Source organism: Shewanella sp. ANA-3, assembly GCF_000203935.1.
Classification (GTDB): Bacteria; Pseudomonadota; Gammaproteobacteria; order Enterobacterales; family Shewanellaceae; genus Shewanella.
Genome location: NC_008577.1, coordinates 2,888,798 through 2,905,398, shown reverse-complemented (window position 1 = coordinate 2,905,398; position 16,601 = coordinate 2,888,798). Strand labels below are relative to the sequence as shown.

The following is a 16,601-nucleotide window of genomic DNA, read 5'->3' as shown; positions in this document are numbered from 1 at the left end:
TATCTCTTAGTCTATCTCTTATCTCCTAACTGGGCGCCTAATCATTGGCGCCCTGTTTTATGCTTGAGCGGTTATTGCAATAACGGGTGATCTGTCGGCAGATGTCGGATGATCCACAGTACCAGCTTGTGCTTCATATTCGGGCCATCTTCCTTGTCTTTGGCTAAGGGTTGGATCAAATTATCGGTCACTAAAAGCCGATAAATACATTCCACCTTATCCTTGGGCGACACACCCTTATCAAAGTCGTCAAAACCACGTTTTTTGGCGTAGCCGATCCCAATATCCAAGGCGAGTTTGAGTAGCTGTGCTTCATGCTTGTGGGGTTTCATGCGCTGCGTCCTTATAATAACAGGGGAAGCCTGCTGGCATTCCCGTGTTCGATAACACAAAAATCGATAAAACCTAATGGCGAATCAAAGCGTTAATAGTCATAAACTAGACTATTTCCACCTTTATTGTTGCTGACTTTTTCTCAAACTGCCTGTTTTGTGCAGGCGATTGTCAGTAATTGGTATGGGGCTCACACTCTTCTCGAGAAGGGGCGCAAATGGATTGCTGTTTCCTCTACGCCTGTTCGCTGGCGATAACCGCTTTTATGCTGTGCGGGTGAATTTTGATACAAATATCGGCTTGTTTAAAGGCAATGGTGGGGTTGGCTAAACGTTCTTTATCACCCTTGGGCGAGCTGAATTTCACTTTTATCGGCGCTTCGGTTAAGGATGCCGTTTTCCCTTGGAGTAATGGCACAAGTGATGGGCTCAACTGAGCTAGTTCTTGGCTTAGGCTGTCGCAGTCCTGTGCAGTGGATGGCTGTACCAGTTCGATATGTTCCCAACCTTCTTGGGGATAAAGGGTATCACCGGGATAGGGTAATTCGACGCAGTCGATGTTAAAGCTACCTAATATTAATGGCTTATCAAGTTCGATAATCAGGATAGTGCGGCCATTAATTTGATTATCCGAGATGATCCGCCCGCGTGCGTTAAAGGCCTGCTTGAGTGCATCGGCAGCAGCTATGCTGTTCACTCTCAAGGCGACATGATCGCAATGCAGCGCCTTGTCCGCTAAGCCTAATTGGTCGAGAAATGCGAGGATTTTCGCCTCAAACTCTGGCCATGTCAGCTCTAATGTGGCGTAGCTGAATACTTCAGCCTCTGTAGTGATTGTTGACATAAAACATCCTTAAAACGGGTACAAACAAAAACGCCCATTTGACTGGGCGTTGAGTCGCATAGGGCTAATCAAGCTTAGCGCTTAGGGCCAAATCTCGATGGGCGTGCCTTCATCAACGGCTTTCCACACTTCATCCATCTCGGCGTTGGTAATGGCGATACAACCGTCGGTCCAGTTGTATTGCTGCGCCTGCTCGGGAGTGAGAGGTGAACGTGGGTTCTGGCCGTGGATCATGATCATGCCACCCGGGCGGATCCCCAGCGCCTTGGCTCTTAACTTATCTTCTTCATTGGGATAAGAAATATGGATCGATTTGTAATAGGCGCTATCGGATTTTTTGTAGTCCAGAATATAACGGCCCTGCGGCGTACGTTGGTCACCTTCAGTTAACTTGTGACCCGTCGGTAAGTCACCCATGGCAATACGGTATTGCTTGAGGATTTTGCCGTCCCTTAATAGCGCCATATTGGACTCAGACTTAGTGATCACCACTAAATCGACTTTACCTATACCCGATGAGGCGAGCACTTGGGGTGAAATCAGTGCGGCGAGAGTCATGGCCACAGTAATTGTTTTAGTGAGTAGGGGTACGCGCATGTCTTCCTCTAAAAATAACGCAGATATAGGTTTTTCGCGCATCATACCGCAATTTTATGTCTATGTGAGTAGATAATTTTGAGCTAGTGGCAATTGCATGGCAGACTTTGGGGATTTGGAAAAGATAACGCTTTTTGTCGCAAGGAAGTTTTCCCTTATGTCAGATCTGTCGCCTGAAAAACCAGACACCGAAAGCCCATTAAAACATCAGTTACGCACCATAATTTTTGGCACTGATACGCCCGCAGGACGTTACTTCGATATCGGCTTAATGGTCTGTATTGTGCTCAGTGTTGCGTTGGTGTTCCTAGATACGGTCGAAGCGGTTCACCAAGATTATGGGCACATCATTCGCGTTTTAGAGTGGGTGTTTACGCTGATTTTTACCATTGAATATGGTTTAAGGCTGTATTGCGCGACCCATCCTGTGTTGTATGCCCGCAGCTTTTACGGTTTAGTGGATTTATTGTCGGTATTGCCGAGTTATCTGGCGCTGTTTATTCCTGGGGCGAATTTCACCTTAGTGATCAGGGTGCTGCGCCTCTTTAGGATCTTTAGAGTACTGAAATTACTGCGCTATTTAAGCGAGGGTAATCTGCTGCTCAAGGCCATGTTGCAGTCGAGCCGCAAGGTGTTTTTGTTTTTCTTCTCGGTGAGTTTAATCATCATGGTGTTAAGCGCCGTGATGTATGTGGTCGAAGGCCCTGAGAATGGTTTTAGCTCTATCCCCAAATCTGTCTACTGGACAATTGTGACAATCACGACTGTGGGTTATGGCGATATCACGCCAAAAACCGAATTAGGTCAAGCGATTGCGGCTTTTACTATGTTGCTGGGTTATTCGATTATTGCGATCCCAACGGGGATTTTAACCGCGGAAATCTCCCAAGAAGTGGGCCGTCACAGGGACCTACGTTCCTGCAACCAATGCCATAAGATGGGCCATGATCTCGATGCCACTTATTGTAATCGTTGTGGTTGTGAACTGGATAAGCTTGAAGCGCCCCACTGGAAAGGAGATAAGTAGCATCAAATGTAGGTTTCTTCATCCCTTAGTGCGTTAACGGCACTAAGGGAGGAAGGATTAGAAGGGATAAGAAAGGAGGAACAGATTAGCTGGCGACGGCGTTCAATGTATCGTCTTTTACCTTGAGATTTTTATCCTGATCCAGCCCAAGGCTAGAGACTAAACGCAGCTGCATCCCTAAAGCCGCCATCTGTTTCTGTTCACGCTGCAAATCTTTCATAAACAAACTGATTTTACGTTTATGGCTGGGCAGCACTAGCATGAGTCCCTCTGGAACCACTTGGATTTTCTCAAGCACTAGGGCCTTGGCAATCCGGCCTAAATGCACTAACACCGCTAAGCGCAGCAGACAGGCGAGGCGAATGAGGGTGAGTTTGTGGTTTGGCTCTAATTCGGCGAGTAACAATTCATTGGGTTTCTTACGGTGGTTGGCGATAAGCCTAGCTAAATCCTGTTGCAGCGCCTCACTAAAACCCGGTAAGTCACTGTTACTGATGATATAAGCGCCGTGTTTATGCAATGCCTTTGAGTTGATGTGCAGCCCAATCTCATGCAAAGTGGCAGCGTAGGACAGCAAACGCGCATGGGGTCTTAATCCCCATTCATCGGCGACTTGCTCAAACAGCGCCATGGCGGTGTCCCGCACTTTGGCCGCGTGGGGCATATCCACATGGTAAAGCTGGGCAATACTGTCGACTGTGCGATGGCGAATATCTTGATATTGACCGATTTTCGCTAATTCGTAGAGTACGCCTTCGCGCAGGGCGCCCGGACTAAATTCCAATTGTTCAATAGGTAAGCGCCTAAAAAAGCTGATTAAAATTGCAAGGCCAGCGGGCACGAGTGGCGTGCGTTTATCATCGACATTGGCAAAGTGCACTTGGCTGATGTGTCCGCACTTAATCAGTTTCAGCTTTAATTGTTTGAGACGGGCGAGGGTGACGATTTCATCGCCATGATCTTCCTGAATCGCTTCGCAAATGGCTTTGACTGTACCTGAGCTGCCAAGCACTAAGTCCCAATCGCCACTGAAATATTCTTTTGATAGCGAGGCAAATTGTTTATCGGCGGCGCTTTGCGCTCCGCGAAATGAGGCCGGCGTGATTTGTCCATCGATAAAAAAGCGTTCGTTAAAACTCACACAGCCACAACGCAGGCTCGATAAATAGGTGGGGGTATTTTTTTGCCCGAGTACCACTTCGGTCGAGCCGCCGCCGATATCGATAACGATATTGCGTTTACCCAGCACTTGGCTTTGGGCAATGCCGTTATAGATGAGGCGCGCTTCCTCGTGGCCAGAAATCACCTCCACCGGATAGGGCATAATGCTGAGCGCCGCTTCAATAAACTGCTCACGGTTTTTGGCCACCCTTAGGGTATGGGTGGCGACTAAACGTACCTGGGCTTGGTCGAGGTTGGAAAAACGCTGATTAAAGTCTCGCAGGCAATTGAGGCCGCGCTCGATAGCATCCATGCTGAGGATGTTCTGCGCATTAAGGCCCGTCGCTAACTGAACTTGTTGTTTTTCTTTGTGCAATATTTGCAAGCTGCCGTCTTGCTCACGGGCGATAACCAGATGAAAACTGTTTGAGCCCATGTCGATAGCGACAAAGTGTCGCGGTTGTGAATGTGTGGCAACCAATCGGATTATCCTTAGGCAATCGAGACGATGATAAAGCCAGCGTTAGCTGGCTTTGGCCTGTAATTCGAGATTGTGGGCAAGTTCCGCCGCGTGCTCCGCTTCAAGCTTTGCGGCTTCGCGCTGGGTGCTAAATTCTTGCTGCAATCGCTTCTCATAATTAATCAGATATTGATAAATGGCAATTTGAGAACGCACTTTACGTTTATTACCGCGGTTACGATAAGGATTGCTCTGTTCCTTATTGATGATGCGCGCCTTAGTGTTGTCATTGAACTGTAACGATAAAATATCCATCACCATTTGTTTTAGACGCGGATCATAAATAGGCACACTCACTTCGACGCGGTTATCTATGTTGCGGCTCATCCAATCGGCGGAGCTGATAAATAATTTATTCTCACCACCGGCATGGAACAGCATCACCCGTGAATGTTCTAAAAATCGGTCGACAATACTGTAAATCTCGATGTTGTCGCTGATCCCCGGAATTTGTGGAATCAGCGAGCACATACCGCGGATCAACAGTTTGATTTTGACCCCCGCAGCCGAGGCCTCATAAAGTTTTTGGACTAAGGATTCATCTAGCAGGTTATTCAATTTTAAGGTAATCGCCGCCTTAATATGGCTCTGGGCATTGACGATTTCGTTATCAATCAAATGGGTCAGTTTTTGTCTCGCATCATAGGGCGACACAATCAAATGCTGGAAGTTATCGCGGCGGTATGGATGTTCAATCAGGTCAAACACTTGCTCCACTTCGCGGGCGATTTCCTGATTGGCGGTAAACAGCGATAAGTCGGTATAGACCCGCGCCGTGCCTTCGTTAAAGTTGCCTGAACCTACGTGGCAATAGAGCTTCATCTCGCCTTGCTCTTCGCGGCCAATCAAACACAACTTTGAGTGTACTTTTAAGCTGGTGATCCCATGGTGGACTTTCACGCCCGCCTCGGCGAGCACCCGTGTCCACTCAATATTAGATTGCTCGTCAAAGCGTGCCCGTAGCTCAATCACGGCGGTGACTTGTTTACCATTTTTCACCGCATCGATAAGCGATTGCATCACATGGGATTTTTTCGCGACACGGTAAAGGTTGATGCGAATAAAACGCACAGCAGGATCGTAGGCGGCCTGACGCACCATTTCGGTAAAGTGGGAAAACTTATGGTACGGATAGTTGACCATAATATCGCCCATCTTGATCGCATCGAAACTGTTGGCGCTGCGACCAAAGCCCGAGCTATTGAGCGCGGGCAATTTCTCGTTTTCGAGGTAATCACGGCTAGGGTTAGGGAAGCCGATAAAGTCTTTGAAGCTGTGGTAGCGCCCGCCGGGGATCAAACATTCAGTCGAGCTGATGTTTAAATTTTCCTTTAGCATTTCAAGCATATGCTCGGGCATTTCTTTGTCGTACACCAAACGCACGGGTTCGGCGGTCAGGCGTTTTTTCAAACCCTTGGTCATTTTTTCAAGCTGGGTTTGTTCAAGTTCGTCGGTAATATCGAACTCGGCGTCGCGAGTCAGCTTCATCGAATAGACTTCAATCGCATCGTACTCGAAGAAGGGACCAAAGAGATCGTCCACACAGTGGCGAATAATATTATCCAGCAGGATTAAGTATTTTTTCGCCTTCGATTTTTCGGCGGGTAACTCAATAAAACGCGGCACATTTTTGGTGGGCACTTCCACGAGGGCATATTGTCTGCGGGATTTAGTGAACAAACACACACACAGATAAGTGGCGTCGTCGTTGATATGCTTTACTAAATCGCGATTGTTGTTAACGATAAGCGGCGCGATATGGCGTTTAAAATGATCGCGAAAATGTTTTTTAAGCCAGTTACTGTGGAACTCACTTAATTGTTTTTCGTTAATTAACAAAATGTTGCGACGGACTAACTCACGCATCAGTTCGACGTAAATGCTATCGAAACGCTCCTGCAATGCCATCACTTTAGTTTGAATTTTGGCCATGAGGTGACGGCTATTGCTGCGACCTTCCTGCAACGCGGAGAGTAGAATTGAACGTCTGACCGCGGCCACCCGCACCCGAAAGAACTCATCCATATTATTGGAGAATATGCCTAAAAAGCGCACCCGCTCCACGATAGGCACATTGGGATCACAGGCCTCCTGCAGCACCCGCTCGTTGAATGACAACCAAGAGATTTCTTTATCGATCGACAGTTTATCGGTATTCGGGGACACTGCACAGCTCCTTTAAGCAAGCGTCATGGCGCAATATACAATAGCATTCATCCATCGGAGTGCAATCAGATTTGCTACTGAAAAATGAAGGGATTTACTGACCATTTCCCCTTCAGGCGAAAGTGATATGCGCTCAAAGATACGAGCTGAATATGTCAGATTGATGACAAGTGTGACAGAAATGTGACTTTAAAATGAACTTACATTTAGCCGCAAATTTACAAGGTAAAGCAGGGAAACTGTGCTGGGCTTCCTTTGGGATTGGGGCAAACTGTGTTACCTTGCTCGGCTTTTTGATTGTGGTTTGACTGTAGGGGTAAGCGGATGTTTGTCGGATTTGATTATGGCAGTGCCAACTGTGCCGTTGGGATCATGCAGGGAGATGACGTTTCACTGTTACCCTTATCGAGCGATTCAGCCTATTTACCTTCCACTGTGTATGCAATGGATAGAGAGCTTATTGCCGAGGCCGTTTACCGTGGCTTGCCGCAGGCGTTAAAAGCGGATTATGCCAAGAAGCGCGCCGCGCAATTGAGCCGCGCCCGTATGGTGCGCCATGAATTAGATCTCGATGCCGAAACCCAAGCGGTGTTTGTGGGTGAGCAGGCCGTGGCCGCTTATCTTGAAATGCCGGAAGAAGGTTTTTATGTCCGTTCGCCAAAATCCTTTTTAGGGGCAACGGGCCTGAGACCCGAGCAAGTCGCCCTGTTTGAAGACATAGTCACCTTAATGATGCAGCACATTAAAGTGCGCGCCGAAGCCGTACTCGCTGAAAAGGGCGTCGTATCTGAGGGACAGACCAGCATTACCCATGCGGTGATTGGCCGCCCAGTGAACTTTCAAGGCATTGGTGGTGAAGAGAGTAACCGCCAAGCTGAGGCCATTTTGACCTTAGCCGCGAAACGGGCGGGGTTTGTTGATGTGGCATTCCTATTCGAACCACTGGCCGCGGGGATGGACTATGAGGCGAGCCTCAGTGCCGACCAAACCGTGCTGGTGGTCGACGTCGGTGGCGGTACGACCGACTGCTCCGTGGTCAAAATGGGGCCAAAGCATCAGGCGAGTTTCGATCGCAGTGCCGATTGCCTTGGCCACAGCGGCCAGCGGATTGGCGGAAACGATTTGGATATTGCGCTGGCGATGAATGCCTTTATGCCGCACTTTGGCTTAGGCTCGCTGATGAGTAATGGTAAGCCTATGCCGAGCAATCCTTTTTGGAATGCGGTCGCCGTCAACGATATTAGCGCCCAGCGTGAGTTTGCCACCCTAAGCACTCGCAAGTTGATTGATGAACTCATTAAAGAGGCCGAGCAGCCGCAGCTGTTAAAAAGATTGCTTAAAGTGCAGCAACAACAGTTAAGCTACCAAATTGTACGACTAGCAGAACGCGCTAAAATTGCCCTGTCGGAGGCACAAACGACGCAGAGTGCGCTGGACTTTATTGAAGCATCACTTCGGGCCGAAGTGAGCCGCACGGGCTTTGAAACGGCGATTGAGCCTTCGCTCACCAAGATTGAGGCGCTGATGCACCAAGCGTTGACTCAGGCGGCAAAGAGTCTTGCGGGCAATGGCTTAGCGCCAGAGGAGCTGTCTGTGGATGCCGATAGTCTTGAGTGCAAACCCGATGTGATTTATGTGACGGGAGGCACCGCGCGCAGCCCAGCGATTTACGCTAAAATCACTAGCCTTTATCCCGATACCCCTGTGGTCGTCGGTGACCACTTTGGTTCGGTGACGGCGGGGTTAACGCGCTGGGCACAAAAGTGTTTTGCTCAATAAGGAAGGATGATGAATAAGGATAAACAGATGAAAAGAGTCAATAAGGCTTTGATGTCTTTGCTGGCCGTGACGCTGGCGGGGATGGTACTCACGGGCTGTGGCGATGATGTCGGTAAAGTGAGCCTTGGGTTATTTACCACTAAGGATGTGATTATCGATGCCAAGCAGGACCCCAAAATCCCAGGAGTGACCTGCCATATTAGCCGTATCGAAGCGAACCTCGATTTTGCCGATCCTTCGGATATGGGCATAAGTTGTCGTCAAACGGGGCCGATTTCCGCCGCCGATATCGCCAACATCGATAAGAGCAAACACGGCGAAGTGGTCTTTACCGAATCTTTAAGTATTTTATTTAAGAGCTTAAAAGTGCGCCGAATTTACGATGCGCCCAATCAAACCTTGCTGTATTTGTCCTATTCGACTAAAGAGACTAATGGTAGCCACAAACATGCCTTATCGACCGTGCCTTTGTACGGCTCACAGGCGTGGATTGACCCCGCTGTCAGCGGGGCTCAGCCAAAATAGCAAAGGTGAATTGAAGCCGAAGTAATACGATGGCGGGGCACAAAGAAGGCGGGGCAAAATAAAGGCGGGAGAGTTCCCGCCTTCGTTGTTTAACATATAAGTTGTTTAAGCTTTATTTGGCCTTGGTGGCGAGTACGGCATTAAAGCGCTCAAAGCCCGCGCTGAGATCGGCAATTAAATCATCGGGATCTTCTAGGCCAATATGCACACGGATCAACGGCTTGCGTGCATCCCACTGAGTGGCACTGCGGATTTTTTCAATCCCGAAAATCCCTAGGATCAGACTCTCATAACCGCCCCACGAAAACCCCATTTTAAAATGCTGCATATTTTCAACGAGGGCGGTGACCGCTTCTTGATCCCCTTGCTTTAACACGAAGGAGAACAGGCCGTTGGCGGCGCTAAAGTCGCGTTTAAAGAATTCATGTCCAGGGCAGGTATCAAAGGCGGGGTGACGTAAATGATCAACCTCGGGGCGCGTTTTCAACCAGTTAGCTACTTTAAGGGCATTTTTCTCATGCTGCGCCATGCGCACGCCTAGGGTGCGTAATCCGCGCGTAGCGAGATACACATCGTCGGGGGAGGTGGTTTGCCCCAATAAATAACTGCGCTCACGCAGCTGCGGCCAGTGCTTCTCGTTGGCGGTCGCGGTGCCTATCATCACATCAGAGTGACCGACGATATATTTGGTCGCGGCTTGAATCGACACATCGACACCCATCTCGAAGGGCTTGCTATTGATTGGCGACGCCCAAGTGTTGTCGAGAATAGTCACCAATCCATGTTCATGGGCGATACGGCATAGGGTTGGGACGTCCTGCACTTCCATGGTGATGGAGCCGGGAGACTCTAAAAATAGCACCTTAGTATTGGGGCGAATAAGCTCGCGGATGCCTTCACCAATTAGCGGATCGTAATAGGTGGTCTCAATATTAAAGCCCGCCAGAATATGGCTACAGAGATCTCGCGTTGGCTCGTAAACACTGTCGACCATCAAGAGGTGATCGCCCGCCTGTAAAAACGATAACAAAGCCGCGCTAATCGCTGCCGCACCCGAGGGATAAAGCGCCGTACCTGCGCCACCTTCGAGCTCACTGATCGCCGCCTGAAACGCAAAATGGGTTGGGGTGCCGCGGCGGCCATAAAACATTTCGCCATTGGTTTTGTTTTTAGCGGCGTGACGCATGTCTTCCATGGTGTCGAAGACGATAGTGGATGCGCGAAATACGGGCGGGTTAATCACGCCCTTGGTCCATTTTTTATCTCGACCGACGCTGACGATTTGGGTGGCTAGCTGATGTTTATCTGTCATAGGGCTTACCTTGGCGAGTCAGTTTTTATGTTGTTATCCATTGTGATGGCCGTCATCTTAGCATCTGCCCGTGAAAATGGCAGGAGGCAAACAGATGAGTTTGCCTCAAGTTGCAGAGCGTGGATTAGCTCAGCGGCAGGGTGACCAGTATATCGACCCCATCGTTTTCGCTGCGGTTGCGGGCCAAAATTTTACCCTGGTGGAACTCGGTCACGAGCCTCGCAATATACAAACCTAACCCGAGGTGAGGTTTGTCTTGGGCTTGATTGATCCGCACCGAAACCATGGAGTCGAAGATCTGCTCCGACATATCCACTGGCAACTGTGGCCCTAAGTTGCTGATAAGCAAAGTAGCTTGTTTGCCAACTTGGGTGAGGGTCACTTCGATCGCACTGCCTTGATGACAAAACTCGATGGCGTTGGCGATAAGTTTGTCCATCAATTGGGCGATGTATTCGGGTACGCCCTGCATCATCAACGGCTGCTCGGGCACTTTGACGCTAAACTGCTGCTCAGGGTAGGTCATTTGATAACCTTGCATACAGCCGCTCACCACTTGGGATAGCGGGAACTTAGCCACATCGGCCTGAGTGAGGCTCTGCTCGAGGCGCGTTGCCTCACTCATATTGTTCAAAATCATGCTTAATCGGCTCACCCCTTCTTGGGCGCGGTCGACGTACTTTTGCGTGTCTTTATCTAAGGTTTGTAAATTTAAGTGTTCTAACGAGGAGCGCACTACTGCCACCGGCGTGCGTAATTCATGGGACAGGCGCGACGACATATTCTCTAGATAATGGGTGTATTGACCCAAACGGCCGACAATACTGGCAAAGCTGCGTGATAAGTCGCCAATCTCGTCCCGCGCCTTAGAGGGTTTTAAATGGTTACGCACACGACCTTGGCTGTCGATAGCATTCTCGGCTTCATCGCGCAGTTTGCGGATACGATTAGAAATGCTCGAGGCGAAGAAAAACAGCGCTAAGGTGCCCATGCTCATAATGGTCAGGATCACGTTAAACAGTTTTTCCAGCGCACGGTTACGCAGGGTGCGAATACCGTGGGTGGTTTCTTCGGCCACCACGGCGCCCATCACATTGTTATCAATCCAAATGGGGCTTGCGGCCGCCAGCACCACAGCCTTATTGTCTGGGGTCAGTCGCCAGGTCGAGCTTTGTTGTCCCGCAAGTGCCTTTTGAATATGGCTGCCGTCGAGCTCAGTCGAATCTTGCAGGGAATCGATAAAATCCTTAGGTGGTTTAGTGAGGATTTTATAGTAGAGCGGGTGTAGGTAGTCGCGCTGAAAACGTTGCCACATAGAATTGCTGTTTTCATCATCGAGGGTGCGCGTCCACACACTGTTGCTGTCACGGATATCGCCAGACTTCGCGAGCACACGCCCGTGTTTATCGACCACCCAAATCCGTGAGCTATAGTGGCTCATCCCTTTGATAATATTTTCAATTTCGGGTGATGGCACTAATACTGTACCCAGTTTATCGACGGTATCTAAGGCGGAGGTGCCGACAACCGCAGTGATATCGCGGTACTTGCTGTCGTTGACATCGGAAATTGCAAATCCCAGTTTACTGCCCACCATGTCTAAGGGGATCCGCAGTTCGATATTGTAGCCCACATCCGTGGTGGCCCATTGTCCTTGAATCCGGACTTCGGGTGTCACGGGCACGGTTTGTTTAGGATTGGCGGGCAGTTCGAAGGCACTGATCCAGCCTGGCTGGGTCGTAGCCACGATATAGCGTTTAAATTTATTGTCGGGGGCAAGGGTCGCAATCGACAGGTGATCGTTTCTATCGACGCTTAAGGCATTCTTTCCCCGAAACACCACATTGGGATCGACCACCTGAAAAAAGGCATACAGATAACCATCGTACTGACCCACCATATGGGTAAAACTCAAGGTGAGCGGCGTACTGGGATCGGCACGCATGATGAGATTCGCCTCACCGTACTGGATAAATCTGTGCTGATATTCCTGCCATTCATTGAGTTTGCCATCGAGCAGGATCGCACCTGCGAGGGGGTAAGCATAGAGATCGCGACTCTTTTCAACCTGCTTTAAAAAGCTGGCCTGACCGTCGAACAGCTTGGGCCGCTCATGTAAGGCGGTCGCTAAGGCTTGAGTGGTGCCCTCTAAGGTGCGTTCCTGACCGTGGCGCAGGTATTTTTCCATCTCCCACACATATTGGTACCCCAGCCAAGGTAGGCAGAGTAAAAACAGGCTGAGGCCAATAACTTTAGTGCGAAGACCGAAGGGAAAACGTGTCATAGAATGCTGGCTAATCTGCTACTTTGCATGGTTTAGGCTAGGCTGTCCCAGCGATAGCCCATGCCATAAACGGTATCAATACAATCAAATTCGGGCGCGGCGGCCATAAATTTCTTACGGATTCGCTTCACATGGGAAGTAATAGTGCTGTCATCGACAAAAATCTTCGCCTCTTGCATTAGCTCATGGCGGCTACGGACGTGCCCCGGGTGCTTGGCAAGGGCGTGCACCATCCAAAACTCGGTGACTGTGAGTTCAATCGGGATCTGGTTCCAAGAAACCTGCATCCGATTGGCGTCGATGGTGAGCGGTCCGCGCTCCAGTAAATTTTCCTGCGGCGTTTGGCTGGTGGCTAGCTCAGAGCGGCGAAACAGTGCGGCTAAACGCGCGGTCAAATGGGGGAAGCTCACTTCTTTGCTCAGGTAATCATCGGCGCCTAAACGCAGGCCGCACACAGTATCAAAATCGCTATCCCGCGCGGTTAAGAAGATGATCGGCAAAGTGCTCGACATGGCGCGCAGGGACTGACACAGCATAAAACCGCCGTCAATCTCATTGCCAAGGCCGATATCGATAATGGCTAAATCCGGCAGACGGGTATTAAACGCCAACATGGCCGATGGCCTGTCGGCATAGGTTTGCACACTGTAACCGTGTTGCTGCAACACATCCTTGTAATTTTCGCGAATGGCCGCTTCATCTTCCACAATGGCGATACGTTTCATTAGCCATCTTCCTATTGACTGCTGGGGATAAGTTTTCGTGACTATACAGGAATTTATTTCTGAGAAAAGCTCCCAAATGCAATTGCCATTTTGTTGCCACAATTGATAGTCGCATTGCCATTTTCCATCCCCGCTTATGCCATGGCGCTTGTGTTTAATAAGCTCATTCCGTTTTACCCGCCGCGCTAATGACTTAGGCGGGTAAGCGCAGCACAAATCAAAAGGAATGAGATGATGAAAAAGACGCTGATTAATATCTTGGTACTGAGTGTATTCGCCGCGCCCATCGCTAGCGTATCGGCAAGGGTTTCCTTGCAAAATCAACCCGTGCTCTCAGAGCCACAGACTGAGATGCTTGAGCAAGATGAGGATGATGGTGAAGCGCTGATAGGTCTTGGCGGCGGAGCGTTACTTGGCGCCCTAGTGGGCGGGCCTGTTGGCGCCATTATCGGTGGATTTACCGGCACCTTAATTGGCCAATCGGTCTCCGATACCGACACGGTTAAAACCCAGCAACAGCATATTGCCTTGCAGCGCCAACAACTGGCGAGCATATCGGCCAAACAACAGGCCAGCGAGCAACGCGCTGCCGAATACGCCTCAACCCAAAAGCAACTCGATGAACTGCTCGCCGAGCAACAACAACTGTTAAGTGAGTTGGCGCTGGGCATGAATGTGCAGTTCCGTACAGGCTCGTCGGAGCTTGAAAGCCATTTTTTGCCCCAATTAGACAATGTCGCCAAGGTGATGAAGCGCTCGAGCGAGTCCAATCTCGAGCTGAAAGGTTATGCCGACCGTCGCGGTGATCTGGCCTACAACCAAGCGCTCTCGGAGCAACGTTTGTTAGAAGTGCGGGGCTACTTGATTAAGCAAGGCGTAGCCCCCGAGCGGATCACCACCCAAGCCTTCGGCGCCAGAATGCCGCTCAATGATCAGCAAGATAGTGAATCCGATGTGTTCGATCGCCGAGTCACTCTGACTATGCAGCCTAACCAAGGACTGATGGCGAGCCGCGTGACCGAATAATTCAACAATATCAATCGTATTCAATCAAGATCAGGAGCCTTTGTGATGATCACAGGGAAAAGGGTAAAAGAAGTTTGTCAAACACTGGCGATGCTAGTGATCGGCGCCTCCATTTGTTGGGGGCTACCATTTGCGGTGTTAGCCTCACCGAACAGTGTGGGCACCTTATCGGCGCCACAAAATATTGCCGCGACCTTCGATGAACACACTGCGAGCATATTGCCAGCGTTTAGTTTCGACGATGTCACCCAAGGGATGCTGGTGTATCAAACCGCCAGCGGCCGTTTAATGCCGTCCTTACCCGTGGACACGCAAGTGTCGATGCAGGTCTCGGGGCTGACCAATAGGGTGAGCGTAAAGCAGGTTTTCAGTAATCAAACGGGATTTGTCCTCAATGGCCGTTATCTGTTCCCTTTACCCAATGAGGCGGCTGTGGACTCACTGCGTTTGCACATTGGTGAGCGGATCATCGAAGGCCAAATTCACCCAAAACAGCAAGCAAAACAGATTTTTGAGCAGGCCAAATCCGAAGGGAAGCGTGCCAGTCTAGTCAGCCAAGAACGGCCCAATATGTTCACGACCGAAGTCGCTAACCTCGCTCCCGATGAGGAGTTGGTGGTCGAAATCAGCTATCAAGAAACCATTCATTATGAAGATGGTCTCTTTAGCCTACGTTTTCCGCTGGTGGTGGCGCCGCGCTATATCCCTGGCTTAACGCTAGGCGGAAACAATGGTGAGCGCGTGACCAGCAGCCAAGTCTTCGATGCCGACCGGATTATTGCCCCGATCCGTGATGCCAATAGCGAGGCGGATCCCGTACTCAAGGCCGATATTAAGGTCAAACTCGGTGAAGGCGTGGACAAATCCGCCGTGGTGAGTCCGTATCATCCCATTACGATTGATGAAAAACAGGGCCAACTGACGGTGGCCTTGGCTAATCGCGTGCCTGCCAATCGTGACTTTGTGCTGCAATGGCGTCTTAAGCAGGGCACCAGTCCCGTGGGTTGGGTATTCAACCAAGCGGGCAAAACCCATGTGTCGCAGGACGATAATGCGAGTGCGGATACAGGTCCAACTGGTAAAAGTAGCAATACAGATAACTACAGCTTAGTGATGGTCCTGCCGCCCAAAGTCGAGGCCAGTGAACAACTGAACTTGCCCCGAGAGCTTATTTTAGTGATTGATACTTCGGGGTCGATGGCGGGAGACTCTATCATTCAGGCGAAAAATGCCCTGCGTTATGCGCTGCGCGGTTTAAGGCCACAGGACAGTTTTAACATTATCGAATTTAACTCTGATGTGTCTTTACTATCGCCAACACCATTGCCCGCAACCGCGAGTAATCTTGCTATGGCACGTCAGTTTGTGAATCGTTTGCAGGCCGATGGCGGCACCGAAATGGCGCAGGCTTTAAATGCCGCGCTGCCAAGACAGGCGTTTAACGCAGCGTCGGCTGAGGATAAGTCGCTAAGACAAGTGATCTTTATGACTGATGGCTCAGTCGGCAATGAGTCGGCGTTATTTGAGTTAATCCGCAATCAAATCGGCGACAACCGTCTTTTTACCGTCGGCATTGGCTCGGCGCCAAACTCGCATTTTATGCAGCGTGCGGCTGAACTTGGGCGCGGTACTTTTACTTACATTGGTGATGTGGATGAAGTGGAGCAAAAGATCAGCCAGTTGCTAGCCAAAATCCAGTATCCGGTACTGACCGATTTGCAGGTGCGTTTTGACGATGGTTCTGTGCCTGATTACTGGCCCGCACCTATACCCGATCTTTACCGTGGTGAGCCGGTATTGATCAGCCTAAAGCGCCATCCTCGTGAGCCTCAGGAACTGGTGATCTCCGGTCGTCAGGGCCATAAAAACTGGCAACAGTCGTTATCTTTGCAAGCCAATGTCGCAACTGATGTAGCGCAATCCTCAGCGGGACTCGATTTACTCTGGGCGCGCAAACAGATTGCGGCCTTAGAGCTGAGTAAAAACGGCGCTAACGATGACAAGGTCAAACAACAGGTCACGGCGCTGTCGCTCAACTATCACTTAGTCAGCCCTTATACCAGCTTGGTCGCGGTGGATTTAACCCCTATCGCCAGCAATGCCATGAGCCGCGATGCGGTGGTGCGCCAGCATTTACCCTTGGGTTGGCAGCCAATGGGCGTTTTGCCACAAACATCGACCTCGAGCCGTTTCGACATGCTCTTAGGGGGCAGCGTGTTACTGCTTGCCTTGATGTTGGCACTGTCGATTCGTCGCCAGCAGCGGCAGCAACGCGCGCTGTCATTCGCGCTGAACGGCTGAGT

The 16,601-nt window shown here is 50.1% G+C and carries 13 protein-coding genes; 5 read left to right on the top strand and 8 right to left on the bottom strand.

Translation table 11 applies throughout. The features are described from left to right. Positions 1-71: 71 nt before the first annotated feature. The 3 genes from SHEWANA3_RS12750 to SHEWANA3_RS12740 form a co-directional block, all read right to left on the bottom strand. Positions 72-332 (bottom strand): DUF5062 family protein, encoded by a 261-nt coding sequence (locus tag SHEWANA3_RS12750; RefSeq protein WP_011717351.1) that lies wholly within the window; start codon positions 330-332, stop codon positions 72-74. A gap of 235 nt (positions 333-567) precedes the next feature. Next, complete coding sequence (locus tag SHEWANA3_RS12745) at positions 568-1,176, bottom strand: VOC family protein (protein WP_011717350.1); 609 nt, start codon at positions 1,174-1,176, stop codon at positions 568-570. An 81-nt stretch (positions 1,177-1,257) separates the two neighbouring features. After that, complete coding sequence (locus SHEWANA3_RS12740; protein ID WP_041413068.1) at positions 1,258-1,773, bottom strand: L,D-transpeptidase family protein; 516 nt, start codon at positions 1,771-1,773, stop codon at positions 1,258-1,260. A 157-nt stretch (positions 1,774-1,930) separates the two neighbouring features. On the opposite strand from SHEWANA3_RS12740, the gene SHEWANA3_RS12735 reads away from it, so the two are divergent. Continuing rightward, positions 1,931-2,800: an ion transporter gene (locus tag SHEWANA3_RS12735; protein ID WP_011717348.1), complete on the top strand. Its 870-nt coding sequence runs from the start codon at positions 1,931-1,933 to the stop codon at positions 2,798-2,800. 85 nt (positions 2,801-2,885) lie between these two features. Here SHEWANA3_RS12735 and ppx read toward each other — a convergent pair whose 3' ends face one another. Further along, positions 2,886-4,442 (bottom strand): exopolyphosphatase, encoded by a 1,557-nt coding sequence (ppx, locus tag SHEWANA3_RS12730; protein ID WP_011717347.1) that lies wholly within the window; start codon positions 4,440-4,442, stop codon positions 2,886-2,888. Positions 4,443-4,484: 42 nt separating this feature from the next. Further along, positions 4,485-6,647, bottom strand: coding sequence for a polyphosphate kinase 1 (gene ppk1 / locus SHEWANA3_RS12725; protein WP_011717346.1), 2,163 nt, complete (start codon positions 6,645-6,647; stop codon positions 4,485-4,487). 324 nt (positions 6,648-6,971) lie between these two features. Here ppk1 and yegD point away from each other — a divergent pair, with 324 nt between their 5' ends. Beyond that, positions 6,972-8,426 (top strand): molecular chaperone, encoded by a 1,455-nt coding sequence (yegD, locus tag SHEWANA3_RS12720; protein WP_011717345.1) that lies wholly within the window; start codon positions 6,972-6,974, stop codon positions 8,424-8,426. A gap of 27 nt (positions 8,427-8,453) precedes the next feature. Then, on the top strand, positions 8,454-8,951 hold the full coding sequence (locus tag SHEWANA3_RS12715; protein WP_086017301.1) for a CreA family protein: 498 nt from the start codon (positions 8,454-8,456) through the stop codon (positions 8,949-8,951). 112 nt (positions 8,952-9,063) lie between these two features. Here the strand turns inward: SHEWANA3_RS12715 and SHEWANA3_RS12710 are convergent, their stop codons facing one another. From SHEWANA3_RS12710 to pdsR, 3 genes are all read right to left on the bottom strand, one after another. Further along, positions 9,064-10,263: a cystathionine beta-lyase gene (locus tag SHEWANA3_RS12710; protein ID WP_011717343.1), complete on the bottom strand. Its 1,200-nt coding sequence runs from the start codon at positions 10,261-10,263 to the stop codon at positions 9,064-9,066. A gap of 124 nt (positions 10,264-10,387) precedes the next feature. Next, positions 10,388-12,547: a proteobacterial dedicated sortase system histidine kinase gene (gene pdsS, locus SHEWANA3_RS12705; RefSeq protein WP_011717342.1), complete on the bottom strand. Its 2,160-nt coding sequence runs from the start codon at positions 12,545-12,547 to the stop codon at positions 10,388-10,390. 32 nt (positions 12,548-12,579) lie between these two features. Further along, on the bottom strand, positions 12,580-13,272 hold the full coding sequence (gene pdsR / locus SHEWANA3_RS12700; RefSeq protein ID WP_011717341.1) for a proteobacterial dedicated sortase system response regulator: 693 nt from the start codon (positions 13,270-13,272) through the stop codon (positions 12,580-12,582). A 231-nt stretch (positions 13,273-13,503) separates the two neighbouring features. Between pdsR and pdsO the strand changes: the two genes are divergently transcribed. Both pdsO and SHEWANA3_RS12690 read left to right on the top strand, forming a co-directional pair. Beyond that, on the top strand, positions 13,504-14,298 hold the full coding sequence (pdsO, locus tag SHEWANA3_RS12695) for a sortase-associated OmpA-like protein PdsO (protein ID WP_011717340.1): 795 nt from the start codon (positions 13,504-13,506) through the stop codon (positions 14,296-14,298). Between the two features lie 45 nt (positions 14,299-14,343). Continuing rightward, a complete protein-coding gene (locus SHEWANA3_RS12690; RefSeq protein ID WP_011717339.1) occupies positions 14,344-16,599 on the top strand; it encodes a marine proteobacterial sortase target protein in 2,256 nt (751 codons plus the stop codon). Positions 16,600-16,601 lie beyond the last annotated feature (2 nt).

Coding starts and splice junctions, on each gene's coding strand:
- SHEWANA3_RS12750 (WP_011717351.1), bottom strand. CDS start 332: ATGAAACCCCACAAGCATGAAGCACAGCTACTCAAACTCGCCTTGGAT.
- SHEWANA3_RS12745 (WP_011717350.1), bottom strand. CDS start 1,176: ATGTCAACAATCACTACAGAGGCTGAAGTATTCAGCTACGCCACATTA.
- SHEWANA3_RS12740 (WP_041413068.1), bottom strand. CDS start 1,773: ATGCGCGTACCCCTACTCACTAAAACAATTACTGTGGCCATGACTCTC.
- SHEWANA3_RS12735 (WP_011717348.1), top strand. CDS start 1,931: ATGTCAGATCTGTCGCCTGAAAAACCAGACACCGAAAGCCCATTAAAA.
- yegD (WP_011717345.1), top strand. CDS start 6,972: ATGTTTGTCGGATTTGATTATGGCAGTGCCAACTGTGCCGTTGGGATC.
- SHEWANA3_RS12715 (WP_086017301.1), top strand. CDS start 8,454: ATGAAAAGAGTCAATAAGGCTTTGATGTCTTTGCTGGCCGTGACGCTG.
- SHEWANA3_RS12710 (WP_011717343.1), bottom strand. CDS start 10,263: ATGACAGATAAACATCAGCTAGCCACCCAAATCGTCAGCGTCGGTCGA.
- pdsS (WP_011717342.1), bottom strand. CDS start 12,547: ATGACACGTTTTCCCTTCGGTCTTCGCACTAAAGTTATTGGCCTCAGC.
- pdsR (WP_011717341.1), bottom strand. CDS start 13,272: ATGAAACGTATCGCCATTGTGGAAGATGAAGCGGCCATTCGCGAAAAT.
- pdsO (WP_011717340.1), top strand. CDS start 13,504: ATGATGAAAAAGACGCTGATTAATATCTTGGTACTGAGTGTATTCGCC.
- SHEWANA3_RS12690 (WP_011717339.1), top strand. CDS start 14,344: ATGATCACAGGGAAAAGGGTAAAAGAAGTTTGTCAAACACTGGCGATG.